A 15579-nucleotide genomic window follows, 5' to 3' on the forward strand; every position below is an offset into this window, starting at 1 on the left:
GTTCAGTCTTCGACCAGCAGGCCGCTCGGCTTTCTCTTTTCCACCGACCATTTCAGCAACGCCGCGCTGCGATAGATGCCGTGTGCGAATTTGCCATACGGCAGCGTGAGAAACAGCGCCATCACGATGCCGAGATGAATCGCGAGCAACACGCCCATCAGCGGCGTATCGCGCAACAGCATCAGCGCGAGACCGCTCGCGCTCGTCAGCAGCAGCAGCGCGATGAAGCCACGGTCCATCGGCCGCTGCGCGGCATCGCCGGCGAGCGGATGACGCTTCAGGTTCAGCCACAAGAGCCCCACCGGTCCAGCCAGCAAACCGACGCCGCCCAGCGTGCCGAGCACGACCGGCAGACTCGTCAACGCATACGGCGCTTCGAGACCGAAGAAATAGTGATAAAGCGTCGCGACACAGGTCGCCGCGAAGCACAGCATGAAGCCGTAGAACGTCAGATGATGAAAACGGCGGCGCGCGAGCGAGAATGCGTCGTCGCTCGTGTTGCAGCCCGTGCCGTGGCCGCCGCCGAGATAGCGCAGGCTCAGCACGTCGTGCGCTGCTTCGCCGATTGCGGCGCCGGACATCGCGCCTGGATCCTCGTTGCGCCAGAAGCGTCGCACGCCGACGCCGAGTGCGAACGTCGAGAACAGGAACACCACGCCGAACATCAACGCGAGCATGTTGTGCGGAAACACCGCGTAAAAATTGCCGGCGAGCGGCGTGAACAGCGTCGCGCCCTTGAACAGCATCGCCAGTATCAGAAACAGCGCGAGGCCGCCTGCAAGCGCCAGCGCGAGCGTCACGCCGTTGCGCTTGTACAGTGCGCCGAGCCCCGCCGGCCACGCGTAGTCCGTATAGGTTTGCAGCCGCACCTGCGCCATCGCCTGCGGCACGTTGACCATGAATTCATGCGGCGGCGCGTACTGGCACGCATGCAGACAGGCGCTGCAGTTGTGGCACAGGTTCGCGAGAAAATGCGCGTCGGCGCGGCCGAATTCGAGGCGGCGCGTCATCGCCGGAAAAACCGCGCAGAAGCCTTCGCAATAGCGGCACGCATTGCAGATTTGCATGATGCGGCTCACTTCCGATTCGGCCGACGTCATCGCGAGCGTCACGGGCATTTCGTTCGAGGCGAGCGCACTTGCCTCGCGGGTCAGCGCTTCAAGCGACTGCATGGGTGGTTTCCTTCGCGTTCTGTTTCGATTGCAGTGCCGCGCGCGCGGCCTCGGTGCCCGCGATACGTCCAAACGCGGTGCCGATCGCCATGCCGACGCCCGCCGTATAGCCCTTGCCGAGCACGTTGCCCGCCATCATTTCGCCGGCCACGTAAAGATTGGGACTGGGCTTGCCACCGAAATGCACGGCCGAGCGTTCGTCGACCTTCAGGCCCAGATAGGTGAACGTGATGCCGGGGCGCAGCGCGTACGCGTAGAAAGGCGGCTTGTCGAGCGGCTGCGCCCAATGAGTCTTGGCCGGCTGAATGCCTTCGGTGTGGCAATCGTCGAGCACCGCGTGATCGAAGGTGCCGACGCGGCATGCGCGGTTATACGTTTCGATCGTGTCGACGAAAGTCTTTTCGTCGAGACCGGTCGCGCGCGCGAGTTCGGCCAGCGTATTGGCTTTGGTGCCGGGAAAAACCGGCGGCATGAAGCGGCCGATCGCTTTCGAATCGATGATCGAATACGCGATCTGTCCGGGCTGCTGCGCGACGAGCCGGCCCCAGATCGCATAGCGCTTCGGCCAGAAATCCTCGCCCTCGTCGTAGAAGCGCCGCGCATGCCGGTTGACGACGACGCCGAGCGACACGCAATCCACCCGCGTGCAGATGCCGCCATCGTAGAGCGGCGCGCGTGCGTCGATCGCGACGCAATGCGATTGCGACGGATCGCCGATCGCATCCGCGCCCGCGTCGATCATGTATTTGAGCAGCACGCCCATGTTGAAACGGGTGCCGCGAATCAGGAAGTTTTCGGCGACCCATTCGCCGTTGACCTGCCCCCACGCTTCGCGCAGCCACTCGCGATTCGATTCGAAGCCGCCCGCGGCCAGCACGCAGGCACGCGCCTCGATCCGCTCGGCGCCGATGCGCGCGGCGACGAAGCGGTCGCCGTCGAGTTCGATCGCATCGACGGGGGCGTTGTAGCGGATTTGCACGCCGAGCGCTTCGGCGCTGCGGAAATACGCGTTGACGAGTGCCTTGCCGCCGCCCATGAAGAACGCGTTGGTGCGCGCCACGTGCAACGCGCCCGACAGCGGCGGCTGAAAATGCACGCCATGCTGGCGCATCCAGCCCCGGCACGTCGACGACGCGCGAATCGCGATGCGCGCGAGTTTTTCGTCGGTCAGGCCGCCCGTCACCTTGAGCAGGTCCTGCCAGTATTCTTCTTCCGGATAGGCATCGACGAGCACGTCTTGCGGCGCGTCGTGCATGCAGCGCAGGTTGCGCGTGTGCTGCGAATTGCCGCCGCGCCATTCGCGCGGCGCCGCTTCCAGCAGCAGCACCGACGCGCCGGCCTCACGCGCCATCAACGCGGCGCACAAGGCGGCATTGCCGCCGCCAATCACCAGGACATCCACCATGTTCAAGCGTCTCCTCCAGTTGCCCGGAGTGTAGGACGCTCCCGCGTTCATCCGCCAGCAGGTAGACGGCAACGGGTCTTCACGGATCGTGAAGACTAGTGCGACTCAGCGTATGGCTCAGTGCCCGATTCAGCGCGCGGAGTCTGCCGCGAGCGTCGCGCCGGCCCACTGCCCGCTCGCCACCAGCGAACGGGCGACGTCCGCCAGCACCACGCGCGCCGCGAGGCCGGCCGGCGACAGCTCGTCGTCGGCGAGACTCACGAGCTGATTCGGCCGCACCATGTGCCGGTCCGCGATCGGAATCGCGCGAAACGCGGCCGGATCGCGGCGCGCCAACGCCGCGCCGGGCTGGATCGTCACGCCGATGCCGCCGCCGACCGCGTCCATCAACATCGCCAGCCCGTCGATTTCGGCGACGACGTTCGGTTCGCATTTCGCGCTCGCGAACGCGGCCGTCAGCAGCGAACGCAAACCATGCGGACTACTCGGCAGGATCAGCGGCAACGGCGCGATCTGCGCGAGCCGGACCTTCTTCGTCGCGGGCATCGCGTCGAAATCGGCCGACGCAATGGCGAACAGACGTTCGTCGATCAACGGTGTCGCGCTGAAACGCTGACTGCCGGCACTTTGAAACAGGATCGCCAGATCGATCTGGCGCGCGTTGAGCATCACCGCGAGATGCCCGGACAGGCTTTCGACCATGCGCAGCCGAACGTCGGGATAGCGCTCGCGCATCGCGCGCATGAACGCGAGTCCGAGCACACCGGTCGTGCTCGGCGCCATGCCGACGCTCACATGGCCGGACAACCGCGCGTGCTGCGCCGCATGCGCGGCGTCGTCGACGTGGCGCAGCGCGAGTTGCGCCTGACGCCAGAATGCGAGGCCGGCGTCGGTCGGCAACACGCCGCTCGATGTGCGTTGCAACAGTCGCGTCGACAGTTCGCTTTCGAGCCGGCTGATCTGCTGGCTCAGCGCGGACGTGACCACGCCGAGTTCGGCGGCCGCGCGGCCCATGCTGCCGTATTCGACGACAGAGACAAAATAACGAAGCTGGCGCAGTTCCAAGGATTCCCCTTTCGCTCGACGTGCATGGACATGGATGTCTTATACACGAAGACGAAGGGGACTCAGCGGATCGGAACTGGAAATGCTAGGCGACACCGGTGAGGGTTCCCGCGCCCGCATTCAACGCCAGCGAAATCCCGCCGACCAGAATCAGACTCAACGCCCACACCGCATCCAGATTGAACCAGCTGCGCGACACGAATCTGAGCCCGAGGTAGCGATAGACGAGCCACGCGAGCACACCACCGGCCGCCATCATCGCAGCGGCGTGAACCGCGGCCACCGCGAGCGCAGTGCGCAGACTACTCTCGATCAACGTTTGCGCGGCCCGGTGTCCGACGTCCATCTCGTCGGCTCGGCACAGCCCGAGATAGATCGGCACGAGCATCAAGCCCGCGCCATGCGCAATCGCGACTGCGAACGACCACAGCGCGAGCCGCGACGGCGGAATTCTCGCGAGCACGCGCGGATGACGTCGGCGTATCAGCAGAACCAGACCGAAGCCGATCACGAGCGCGCTCGCGCCAAGCTGTATTTCGCGCTGCCACGCGAACACGCTCGCGAGCATCGCGAACGGCAGCATCATCAGGAGAATAGCCAGCGCGTGCCCCGCGGCCAGATAAAGCAGCGCGGCAAGCAACGCCTGCGCGCGCCGCTGCATCAACGCGTTCGACACCGCGAGCGGCCACCCCATCGCCGGATTAAGGCCGTGATACAAACCGCTCGCGACAACCGCCAGCCACAGACCAGCCTGCGGCGAGACCGCGCCGCTCAAACGCCCACCGACGGATAGCAGAACGAATCGGTCGAGCAGTCGCCGCCTTCGAGGCGAATCTGATGCGCGCGATAGCCGTCGGGAAACTCGACGAAGTACTCATTGGCGAGCGTCAGGCCACCGTCCGGATTCGCATGCGCCATCACCTGCGCGGCTGGTACGCCGTCCGGATAGAACTGGTTGTCCCACGTCGAATACAGCGAGTTGGTCCAGTAGACGCGCTTGCCGTCGCGGCTGATTTCGACCATCTGCGGGCCACCCGCGAACGGTTTGCCATTCGGATGCGGCGTGCGCCGCGCGATACCGCCGATATGCACCGAGCCCGTGAGCTTCGGTTTGCGCGGCTCCGTCACGTCGTACTGACGCATCTCGCCGGTGCCCCAGCAGGCGACGTAGAGGAATTTATCGTCGATCGAAAGATCGATGTCGGTGACGAGCGGCGGCACCGCGCCGAAGCCCTGCAACAGCGGCGGCAACTGTTCGACGGACGCCGGTTCGGGAGGAATGGTCGCGGTCTTCTCGATGTGGAACTGCCCGTTCTCGCGCCACCATGTCCAGATCGACCCTTCCAGATTGGTGGTATCGACCACCACGCCGATAAAGCCGTATTCGCGGCTCGGATCGTGCGCGGGCCGCACTTCGAGGCCCATCTGATGATTCGCGCCGAGATCGAGCGTCTGCACGTTGCGGCGCGCCCGCAGATCCCAGAAGTGCACGCGATGCCCGTACTTATTCGACAGCAGATCCTCGGGCACGATGCCGTTTTCGAATTGCGGCGGCAGCGCCCATTCGGTCGACACCATGTAATCGCGCGGCAGATTCCACCAGAAGTCGTAATGCTTTTCCTGCGCGCCGCGCTCGATCTCCCAGCGGCCGAGTACCTCGAACGTCTGGCAATCCATGATGAAGATGCCCGGCGGCCCGTCGGTGCCGTCCTTGCCTCCGCCACCGAGCGTGCTCACGTAAATGCCTTCCGGCCCGCAATGCACGGTGTGCGGCCGCGAATAACCGGTCTTGCGAAAAATCTCCTCGGGCTCGATGATCTTGTGAATCTTCGCCTGGGTCGGATGCGGCTTCGTATCGACGATATAGATGCGCGACGAGCGCATTCCGGGAATGATCAGATAGCGTCGTTCGAGAAACGCGTGCCCCGTCAGCGGCGACAATGCCGACGAACACGCATTCCAGCCGAAATGATGAAATTCGTCGCCCTTGTACGGCACTGGCACCGTGTGCACGACCTGGCTATAGGTCGGCGAACCGGGCTTCACGTCGATCACGGCGAGCGCGTCGGGCTGCGAGAAATCCGGGCTCAGCAGCACCGTATACGCATATTCTTCCGCCGGCGCGTCCATCGCGAGTTTCGGCGACGCATGAAAGGTGGGATCGGGGCGCATTCCCATGACGGCACTCTCCTTGTCGTTCTGAATGGAAGCGCGGCGTGCTCGCGTGCCCGATGCTGACGAGAGCCCTACGCGGGGCGGCGCAACGCCGTATCGACGGAACGGGAGCCGGGTCGATACGATCCGGCTCACCTATAACCTTAAATTTGTAGTTCACGGCCGCGCTGGAAGCAACCGGAATTTGCGGGCGGTCCAGCCAGCAAGCCGGTGCAGTCGATCCGATACGGTGATCTGCTGCAGCGATAAACCCGATGCTGCAACGCGCCGCGCACGCCGAGCCCTGTTTTGCCGGGTTCTTTCATCACGTCAGAACTTCGGCAGCCCCGGCGGATTGCTTTCCGAACGCGCCAGCGCTTCCGACTCGACGCCCCAGCGCGCGAGCGAGCGCCGGTACGTGCCGTCGGCGATCAGCCCGTTCGTCGCGACGGTCAGCGCATCCATCAGGCCGCTGCCCTTGCGCGTGGCGATCGCGACATCCGCGCGCGCCGGCCAGCCGGCATTGAGCGAGCCGACTTCGCGAATCGCGCCGGTGGTCGCCGCGTCGTAGGCCAGCGGCGCGTTCGGATTGAATTCGACATCGGCGCGCCCGGACAGCAACGCGATGCGGCTCGCGGCGTCATCGTCGAAGTACTGGAACTCGATCGGCTTAAGGCCTTTCGCGATGTTCTGCCGGTTCCATTCGAGGATGATTCTTTCCTGATTGGTGCCCGAACTCGTAATCAGCCGGAGCCCAGCCACGTCCTTCGGTTCGGCGATCTTCCTGATCGGACTCGCGGTTCGCACATAGAAGCCGTGAAAGCCCTGCCGGTAGGTCGTGAAGTCGAACTTCTCCTTGCGCTGCTCGGTCACGCCGACGTTCGAGATCACCGCGTCGTACCTGCCCGACGTCAAGCCGAGCGGCCAATCGGCCCAGGCGATCGGCACGAGATTAAGCTTCAGGCCGAGCGAATCGGCGATCAGTTGCGCGTAGTCGGCATCGGAGCCGACCACCGTGCGCGCATCAGTGGCGTACGTCGCGGTCGGCGGCACATGCGGCACGATCGCCGCGGAGAAATAGCCTTCCTTCGCGAAGCGAAAGCGTTTGTCGATCGCCCCGATCGCGGCCGGATTTTTCTGCACGCGCAGGCGGCCCGCCTGCTCGGGGCTCAGATCGACCGAGCCGTGGGGCGTTGGCGCCGCGTAGGCAATGTCGAGCGCGTTGCGCATCAGCAATGCGCCAAGCGCCATACCAGTGAGAATGAATTGACGTCGATGGGTCATGGATCGGTATCAGCCTGCAATCATGGGTTCGAATCACAGAACCCGCGACAGGAATTCGCGCGTGCGCGCATGCCGCGGTTCGTTCAATACCTGCCCGGGCGGTCCCGATTCGATCACGCGGCCGCGATCCATGAACACGATGTGGTCCGCCACTTCGCGCGCAAAGCCGATTTCGTGCGTGACAATCACCATCGTCGTGCCGGAGCGCGCAAGCGCCTTGATGACGTCGAGCACTTCGTTGACGAGTTCGGGGTCGAGCGCCGAGGTCGGTTCGTCGAACAGCAGCACCTTCGGTTTCAGCGCGAGCGCACGCGCAATCGCCACGCGTTGCTGCTGGCCGCCCGACAACTGTCTCGGCCACGCGTGCGCCTTCGCTTCGAGACCGACCCGCGCAAGCAGACTCAGCGCAAGGCTTTCCGCTTCCGCGCGCGACAGACGCCCCAACGCAACCGGCGCCTCGACGATGTTTTCGAGCACCGTCAGATGCGGGAACAGGTTGAAGTTCTGAAACACCATGCCGACTTCGACCCGGCGGCGCAGAATCTCTTTCTCCTGCAACTCGTACAGCGTGTCGCCATCGCGACGATAGCCGATCAATTCGCCGTCGATATCGATCAGGCCGGCGTCGACGCGTTCAAGATGATTGATCGTACGCAGCAGCGTCGATTTGCCGGAGCCCGATTGCCCGAGTATTACCGTGACGCTGCCTGGGCGCATCGTTAGTGATACGTTGTCGAGCACCTTCAGCGTGCCGAAGCTCTTCGAGACCTGCTGGATCACGATGCGCGCGCCGTCGCGTTGATCGGCCCAAGCTTGATGCGAGGGAGCCGCCGCTGGTGCATGGGCCTCCACTTCCGTGCGCGTGTTGATATGCGTGTCGCTCGCGCCGCGCCGGATACCAACGTTCTTCAGCCACGCAGCGAAAACCGACGGCGTCTGATCACGTTTGACCCCGCGCGAAAAATGCCGCTCCACATAAACCTGAATCGCCGACAGCACGGTCAGAATGATCAGATACCAGACGGTCGCGACCATCAGCAACGGAATCACTTCGAGGTTGCGTCGATAGATGATCTGCACCGTGTAGAACAGCTCGGGCATCGCGAGCACATAGACCATCGACGAACCCTTCGCGAGCGCGATCAGATCGTTGAACGCGGTGGGCACGATCGCCCGCATCGCCTGCGGCAACACGATGCGCCTGGCCTGACGCTCACGCGGCAGCCCAAGCGCGGCGGCGGCTTCGAGCTGGCCGTGATCGACCGACTGAATGCCGCCGCGAATCACTTCGGCCGAAAACGCCGCCTGATTCAGCGTCAGGCCGAGCACGGCGGCGAGGAACGGACTGATCAGTTCGGTGGTCGGCACGTCGAGAAAGACGATGCTGGTGAACGGCACGCCGAGACGCACGCTCTCGTACAGATAGCCGAGATTGTTCAGGATCAGCAGCAGCACGATCAGCGGAATCGACCGGAAGAGCCACACGAATGCCCATGCGCAGCCGGCCAGCAACGGCGAGCGAGAAACCCGCGCGAGCGCGATCGGAATGCCGAGTGCGAAACCGGCCACCGCACCGAGCGCGGTCAACAGCAGCGTGCGGCCGAGCCCGGACAACACCGGCTCGGACAGGAACCACTCGGCGAAGACCGGCCAGCCCCAGCGCGGATTGCCGAGCACCGAGTCGAGCAGGAAGCCGATCAGCAGCACGGCCGCCACCGTGCCGATCAAACGCGCGCGATTTTTCGCGGGCACGATCCGGAAGTGGGCACGCTCGCGTGGAGTGTCGGCCTGAGCGGCTTGCGCGACATGTGCGGCGGCGAGTTGGGGGTTGGCGAATTCAGCGGTGTCGTTCATCGTTGTTTGCTCCGCCAGGTCAGGCCGCGCGGGCGACGGCGGTGGCCACGTCCGTCGCTTCTGTCGCTTCTGCCGATCCAGCCGCCGCATAACGGCTCGCCTTGCGCGGCAGGTCGAGATGATCGCGCAGCGTCGCGCCCGTCAGCGTGCGCTCGTAGCGTCCGCGTCGTTCGAGTTCGGGGACCACGTAGCGCACGAAATCGTCGAGGCCTTGTGCCTGCGCCGCGAAACCGAGGATAAAGCCGTCGGCGGCGCCCGCGTCGAACCAGCGGATCAGTTCATCCGCGATCTGCGCAGGCGTGCCGAGAAAATGCGTACGCGGCGTCGCGACTTCGAGCGCGACTTCACGCAGCGTCGAACCCTTCTCGCGCGCTTCCGCTTTGATGCGGTCGGTGGTGGAACGGAAACTGTTGCGGCCGATGTCGCCGAGTTCGGGAAATGGTGCGTCGAGCGGATACTGCGTGAAGTCGTGATGATCGAAATAGCGACCCAGATACGCGAGCGCTTCGTCGATCGTCAGCAGCTCGCGAATCGCGCGGTATTTCGCCTCGGCTTCCTCGGGCGTCGTGCCGACAATCGGGCTGATGCCGGGAAAGATCTTCACGTCGTCGCGGCTTCGGCCGTGCTCGACCGCGCTGTCCTTCACGCGCCGCGCAAACGTGCGCGTTTCGTCGAGCGACACCGAATGCGTGAACACCGCGTCCGCATATTTGCCAGCGAGCCCGATGCCCGCATCCGACGACCCCGCCTGGAAGATCACCGGCTGCCCCTGCGCCGAACGCTGGATGTTGAGCGGCCCCGCCACCTGGAAAAACTTGCCCTCGTGATTCAGCGTATGCAGCCTGTCGCGCTCGAAGAACACGCCGCGCGCGCGGTCGCGCACGAACGCGTCGTCGTCCCAGCTATCCCACAGGCCTTGCGCGACGCTCAGATATTCGTCGGCGATTTCGTAGCGTAACGCATGCTCGGGATGCGAGCCGCCGTAGTTTTTCGCGGTCCCTTCGAGCGGCGTGGTCACGACGTTCCAGCCGGCGCGGCCACCGCTGAGCAGATCGAGCGACGCGAACTGACGCGCGACCGTGAACGGCTCGCTATACGACGTCGACACGGTGCCCGCGAGCCCGATCTTCGACGTGACCGTGGCGAGCGCCGACAGGATCGAGATCGGCTCGAAGCGGTTCAGGAAGTGCGGAATCGATTTCTCGTTGATGTACAGGCCATCCGCGACGAACGCAAACGCGACGCCGTGCGCCTCTGCCTTACGTACCGTGTCGATGAAGAACGACAGGTTCACGCTCGCGTCGGCAGGACCGGCCGGATGCTTCCACGAATTCATATGGCTGCCGGCACCTTGCAGCATGATGCCGAATTTGAGTTTGCGAGTACTCATGGGATCGTCCGCGAATGGGTAGGAGTTCGTAGGAAAAGGTCACGCATAGGCGGGCTCGATCGTGCTGCCGAGCAGCTCGACCGAATGCAGGCGCGCCGGATAGTGTTGCAGCGGCGAATCGATCACGAATTCGTCGATGCCGTAGCGTCGGCTAAGCTCGTCGAGCTGCTCGCGCACGTCGTCGGCCGTGCCCTTCACGACGTGCGGACGACGTTCCTCGATTGTGTAACCGGTCACGCCCGCTTGCCGTGCGTATTCGTCGGCGGCTTCGATTGTCGCGAGATTCACGCTCGGCCCATTGTTCAATTGCAATCGGAAGACGCGCAGCGGCCCGGTGAGCCGCTCGGCTTCGTCGCGCGTCGCTGCCGCCACCGCATACAACGCGAGCAACGGCGCGCGACCGCTGGCATCGCGATACGTCTGCACAGTGCGCTCGATATTCGCCTCGTCGCCATTGAAATGCCCGGCGTAGCAGAACTGCCAGCCCTGACGCGCCGCAAGCGCCGCGCTGTCGGGACTGCCGCCCAGCAGGATGCGCTCGACGGGCACGGGCGGAACCGGAAACGCGCGCGCCCCCGCTAGCGGATGATCGCCGTCGACGCCGTCACCGAGAAACGCGTCGAGCTGCGCGAATTGCGCGTCGAAGCCGGTCTTGTTCTGCTTGTCGTGCAGCCACTGCAACGCACGGGTTGTCTGCGGCAACCCGCCCGGTGCCTTGCCGATGCCGAGATCGACGCGCCCCGGCGCGAGCGCCGCGAGCAACCTGAACGACTCGGCGACCTTGAACGGGCTGTAGTGCTGCAACATCACGCCGCCCGAGCCGACGCGAATGCGCGACGTATGCGCAAGCACATGCGACACGACGATCTCCGGCGCGGAACTAGCAAGGCCCGGCGCACCGTGATGTTCGGCGACCCAGAAGCGTTTGAAGCCGAGCGCTTCGGCGCGCTTCGCGAGCGACACGGTGAAGCGCAGCGCTTCGGCCGCGCTCACGCCTGCGGCGATCGGGCTTTTATCCAGCAACGAAAGCGAATAAGTCATGGGTATCTGGTGGACGATGAGAATTCATGAAACGCACTGACGTCGAACGCGCTCACGTCTTCAGGTTTTCGGCAAACCCGGCGGATTGGTCGCGGATTGGTCGATCGCTTCCGAACCGAGGTTCCAGCGTTCGAGCACCGAGCGATACTGCCCCTTGCCGATCAGATCGTTGAGCGCGATCGTCACCGGCGCGGCGAGTCCGCTGCCTTTGCGCGTGGTCACCGCGAGTTCGGCGGTGCGCGGCCAGCCGCCGCTGACGGTGCCGACCTGGCGCGTCTTGCCATGCAGGGCCGCGTCGTACAGCAGCGCGGCGTTGACGCTGAAGATCGCATCGGCGCGGCCCGATTGCAGCGCGACCGATCTGACCGCATCGTCGTCGTAGTACTGCACCTGGATCGGCTTCAAGCCGTGCGCGACGTTCTCCCTGTCCCATTCGAGCAGAATCTTTTCCTGATTCGTGCCGGCATCGGTAATCACGCGCAGGCCCGCCACATCCTTAGGTTCCCTGATCGACTTGATGGGACTATCGGTCCTGACAAAGAAGCCGACTTCGTCACGCCGATAGGTCGAGAAGTCGAATTTGAGCTTGCGCTCCTCGGTCACCGTCACGTTCGAAATCACCGCGTCGACCTTGCCGGACGACAGTGCGAGCGGCCAGTCCGGCCACGCGAGAATCACGACGTTGAGCTTGCGGCCGAGGCTATCCGCGACCAGTTGCGCGAGATCGGGATCGAAGCCGACCGCGGTCTTCGCGTCGGTCGCATAGGTGCTGATCGGCGGATGCGAGACGACGATGCCGATCGTCAGCGCGTCTTTGGCGACGAACGGAAAGTTCGCGGGCACGGCTTTCGTCGCGGCCACGTCCTGTTCGGCGCGAATGCGGCCATGCTGCTCGGGGCTCAGATCGAACGCCGGCGCGCCGAGCGCATTGCCGCTGACATACAGCAACGCGGCGAACAGCAACGACGACAGTGGCAAGGCAGATTTCATAAGCGATCCGTTGTAGTGTGGGGAGAAGTGAGTGGGTGTTTAGCGCAGCGCGAGGTCGGCGTCTTTCGCGCGCAGGTCGTCGAGCGTATCGATACGATGCGGTGCGCGCAGATCCTTGCCGAAGCGAAGATGAACGTGGACCTCGGGTGGCAACGCGGTATCGAACAGCTTCGCGTAGCCGGTGCGTTCGTAGAGCGCCCACGCTTCCGGCTGCTTGAAACCGGTCGTCAGATAGATGCGCGCGTAGCCCTGCGCGAGCGCACGCGCTTCGAGTTCCCGCACGACCTGGCGCGCGAGACCCTGGCGGCGCTGATCATCGCGCGTCCAGATGCGTTTGAGTTCGGCCGTGTGCGCGTCATAGCGCTTGAACGCGCCGCCGCCGATCGTCTCGTCGTCGCGGATCAGCAGCACGAACGCGCCATGCGGCGGCGCGAACAGCTCGGCCGGATAGCGCGCCATCTCCTGCGCGGCAGCCGCGCCGCCATCCTTGCGATAATCTTCGTAGCGTGTCGCGTATTCGTACAGCAGCGCGTCGAGCAACGGCTGCGCACGTGGATCGTGAGGCGTGGTGTCAACGACGAGAGTGCTCATGAACGATCGACACGAGGTCGGCGGATAGTGAGGAACTCATACGATAGCGTGCTGCTACGTCGCGGCTAACCAAGCAATTTCGCTATGTTTATCTGCCGTCGCGATTGGCTGTGATCGTCGATAAAGCGCTGCCGTAGCGCGCTCGAATGCCAGTATCACGTTGTGATGGATGCCGGAACGGCGTGCAGAAAAGGAGCCCACCCGGATTGCGCGGCGCGCTTCAGCCGGCCACTTCCTCGGCGAGATGGAACAGACAGTCGCCGCGCCTGACGAGCGCGGGAACGCGCTTGCAAACGACTTCGCCCGCGCTCTGGAAATAGCAGGTCACCGGCTCCTTCAGCGGCGTATCCGGGAAATGAATGCGCGCGGCCGGCTGCCCCGCGACCACCTTCGCACCGAGTTCGACCAGCGGCTCGAACAGGCCGTGGTCGTATGCGTACACGTAGTGACGCGCACCGGCGACGCGCAACAGACGCGTTTCGGCGGGCGGCGCATTGGGCACGAGCGGACCGCTCAATGCGCGTATCGCGCCGAGAAAATGCAGCAGACCGTGGCGTGCTTCGCGTAGCAAGGTTGCATCGACGGTCCCGCCGCCACCTAACTCTGCCGTAATCGACAGCGCACGTTGCCGGCGCGCGGCCGTCGCCGCATGCACTGGATTTTCCGCGTGCAGGAAAGCGTTCGGCAATCCGAATGCGCGCAATGCGTGATGCAGGCGCTGCTTTTCGTCATCGTCGCGCGGATCGATTGCGAGCATGTTATTGCCGCGATACAACAGCGAGCTGCCGCCGGAATGCAGATCGATCAGATAGTCCGCGCGCGCGAGCAGCGTGTGCTCGATGTAATGCGCGATCATCTGCGTCGGCGAACCTTGCGGGTCGCCGGGAAAAGCGCGGTTCAGATTGCCGTCGTCGAGCGGCGACGTGCGCAGACCCGCCTCGGCCGCCGGCGCATTCGCCTGAGGCAGCAGAATCAGTTGACCGCTCACGTGCGCCGCGTCGATTTCACGGATCAGCGTCGACACGAGGATCTGCCCTTCGTATTCGTCGCCATGATTGCCGGCCATGATCAGCACGACCGGCCCCGCGCCGTTGCGTATCGAGGCAAGCGGAATCGGCAGCCAGCCATACGCCGAACGGTGCACCGAATGCGGCAACCGCAGATAGCCGGTGTGCTTGCCGGGCGCGTCCAGATCGATTTCGCTGCGAATCGGATTGGCCGGCGTGATAACTGCATGCGTGATCGAACTCATGACTTCGCTCGCGGAAGTGATGGCGCGCCGACCGTTGCGGCTGGACGACGGGTGAAAGTCGGTTTGGAAGGCGAGGAAGACTCCGACTATAAGCACTTTCGAGCGCGCCGGTTCTAACGAATCGTGCATAGCAAATCACCGGAGCACGGCATTGTTTTTCCGTTATCGATTTCCGCCATAGCGCCAACACTGCTTTGATTCTGAGCATTTGTTGGTTCGCGGGCGCCGACGTTCTGGTTACATTGGACGACCACCACACGCGACTACAAGGACAATCGATGACATCGCCACGGGGTTCGACCGACTTCGCGACAACACGCAGCGCAACGACGGCAGGCAGCGAGCGCAACCGCGCCAGACGCCCGTGGCTAAAGACGGCAACGGTCGCGCTGGCAACCGGCGGCTTCGCGCTATCCAGCCTGCTCGGCCTGTTCAGCACAGCCCACGCCGCGTCTCTCGACGAACTGAAGCTCGACTACGCGTACTACTCGCCGGAAAGCCTGGTGATCAAGCGCAACGGCTGGCTCGAACAGGAATTCGCCGCCGACCACACGCAGGTGAAGTGGGTCTTGAGCCTCGGCAGCAACCGCGCGCTCGAGTACCTGAACAGCGGCGCAATCGATATCGGTTCGACCGCTGGCCTCGCCGCCGTGCTCGCGAAGGCCAACGGCAATCCGATTCGCGCCGTCTATATCTTCTCGCGCCCCGAGTGGACCGCGCTCGTCGTGCGCAAGGACTCACCGATCAAAACGCTCGCCGATCTGAAAGGCCGCAAGATCGCCGCCACCAAGGGCACCGATCCGTTCCTGTTCACGTTGCGGGCGTTGCACACGGCCGGCCTGTCGCGCGACGACGTCGAGATCGTCAATCTGCAACATCCCGATGGCCGCACCGCGCTCGCCAACGGCCAGGTGGATGCGTGGGCCGGGCTCGATCCGCACATGGCGGCCGCGCAGATCGACGACGGCGCGCGCCTGCTGTATCGCAACGTCGACTTCAATACGTGGGGCTTCCTGAACGCACGCGAGGACTTCATTCGCGACCATCCGGATGCGCTAGCGCGCGTGCTGAAGGTCTATGAGAAAGCGCGCGTCTGGATCGCCGCTCATCCGGACGACACCGCGAAGATCGTTGCGGAGGAATCCAGACTATCGCTGCCGGTCGCGAAGCTGCAGCTAAGCCGTAACGATTTCAGCCAGCCTCAGCCGGGCGCCCGGCAGATCGCCGCGCTGAAAGCGGCTGCGCCGATTCTGGTCGACGAGCAACTCGTCAAACGCGGCACCGATCTGAACCAGATCATCGATGCGCTGGTCGACGGCAAGCTCGCGCAACCGGTGCTTGCCGCGACGAACAACGGCGCGAAATGAAACCGACACGATCG

13 protein-coding genes are annotated in these 15579 nt (G+C 64.2%); 1 reads left to right on the forward strand and 12 read right to left on the reverse strand.

Going from position 1 to position 15579, the window contains the following annotated elements:
• Nucleotides 1-2: 2 nt before the first annotated feature.
• From tcuB to HHL14_RS06155, 12 genes are all read right to left on the reverse strand, one after another.
• On the reverse strand, nucleotides 3-1172 hold the full coding sequence (tcuB, locus tag HHL14_RS06100; RefSeq protein WP_169496661.1) for a tricarballylate utilization 4Fe-4S protein TcuB: 1170 nt from the start codon (nucleotides 1170-1172) through the stop codon (nucleotides 3-5).
• Nucleotides 1159-2577 carry an FAD-dependent tricarballylate dehydrogenase TcuA gene (tcuA, locus tag HHL14_RS06105; protein WP_169496662.1) on the reverse strand — a complete coding sequence of 473 codons (1419 nt, stop codon included), beginning with the start codon at nucleotides 2575-2577 and terminating at the stop codon, nucleotides 1159-1161. Before tcuA ends, tcuB begins: the two co-directional genes overlap by 14 nt.
• Nucleotides 2578-2706: 129 nt before the next feature.
• Complete coding sequence (locus tag HHL14_RS06110; protein ID WP_169496663.1) at nucleotides 2707-3642, reverse strand: LysR family transcriptional regulator; 936 nt, start codon at nucleotides 3640-3642, stop codon at nucleotides 2707-2709.
• 85 nt (nucleotides 3643-3727) lie between these two features.
• Nucleotides 3728-4417 (reverse strand): hypothetical protein, encoded by a 690-nt coding sequence (locus tag HHL14_RS06115; RefSeq protein WP_169496664.1) that lies wholly within the window; start codon nucleotides 4415-4417, stop codon nucleotides 3728-3730.
• On the reverse strand, nucleotides 4414-5820 hold the full coding sequence (locus tag HHL14_RS06120) for a selenium-binding protein SBP56-related protein (protein WP_169496665.1): 1407 nt from the start codon (nucleotides 5818-5820) through the stop codon (nucleotides 4414-4416). The genes HHL14_RS06115 and HHL14_RS06120 overlap by 4 nt, the downstream gene beginning before the upstream one ends.
• 306 nt (nucleotides 5821-6126) lie before the next feature.
• Nucleotides 6127-7080, reverse strand: coding sequence for an ABC transporter substrate-binding protein (locus tag HHL14_RS06125; protein ID WP_169496666.1), 954 nt, complete (start codon nucleotides 7078-7080; stop codon nucleotides 6127-6129).
• 33 nt (nucleotides 7081-7113) lie between these two features.
• Nucleotides 7114-8934, reverse strand: a complete 1821-nt coding sequence (locus tag HHL14_RS33740; protein WP_169496667.1) for an amino acid ABC transporter permease/ATP-binding protein — start codon at nucleotides 8932-8934, stop codon at nucleotides 7114-7116.
• A 19-nt stretch (nucleotides 8935-8953) separates the two neighbouring features.
• Entirely contained in the window at nucleotides 8954-10324 is a 1371-nt protein-coding gene (locus tag HHL14_RS06135; protein WP_169496668.1) for an LLM class flavin-dependent oxidoreductase, read from the reverse strand.
• Between the two features lie 39 nt (nucleotides 10325-10363).
• Nucleotides 10364-11365 (reverse strand): LLM class flavin-dependent oxidoreductase, encoded by a 1002-nt coding sequence (locus HHL14_RS06140; protein WP_169496669.1) that lies wholly within the window; start codon nucleotides 11363-11365, stop codon nucleotides 10364-10366.
• 60 nt (nucleotides 11366-11425) lie between these two features.
• On the reverse strand, nucleotides 11426-12355 hold the full coding sequence (locus tag HHL14_RS06145) for an ABC transporter substrate-binding protein (RefSeq protein ID WP_169496670.1): 930 nt from the start codon (nucleotides 12353-12355) through the stop codon (nucleotides 11426-11428).
• Between the two features lie 39 nt (nucleotides 12356-12394).
• Nucleotides 12395-12946: a GNAT family N-acetyltransferase gene (locus tag HHL14_RS06150; protein WP_169496671.1), complete on the reverse strand. Its 552-nt coding sequence runs from the start codon at nucleotides 12944-12946 to the stop codon at nucleotides 12395-12397.
• 220 nt (nucleotides 12947-13166) lie between these two features.
• Nucleotides 13167-14198 carry a succinylglutamate desuccinylase/aspartoacylase family protein gene (locus tag HHL14_RS06155; RefSeq protein WP_169496672.1) on the reverse strand — a complete coding sequence of 344 codons (1032 nt, stop codon included), beginning with the start codon at nucleotides 14196-14198 and terminating at the stop codon, nucleotides 13167-13169.
• A 278-nt stretch (nucleotides 14199-14476) separates the two neighbouring features.
• On the opposite strand from HHL14_RS06155, the gene HHL14_RS06160 reads away from it, so the two are divergent.
• A complete protein-coding gene (locus HHL14_RS06160; protein WP_230412932.1) occupies nucleotides 14477-15565 on the forward strand; it encodes an aliphatic sulfonate ABC transporter substrate-binding protein in 1089 nt (362 codons plus the stop codon).
• Nucleotides 15566-15579: the final 14 nt, after the last annotated feature.

The organism is Paraburkholderia antibiotica (genome assembly GCF_012927125.1).
Taxonomy (GTDB): domain Bacteria; phylum Pseudomonadota; class Gammaproteobacteria; order Burkholderiales; family Burkholderiaceae; genus Paraburkholderia; species Paraburkholderia antibiotica.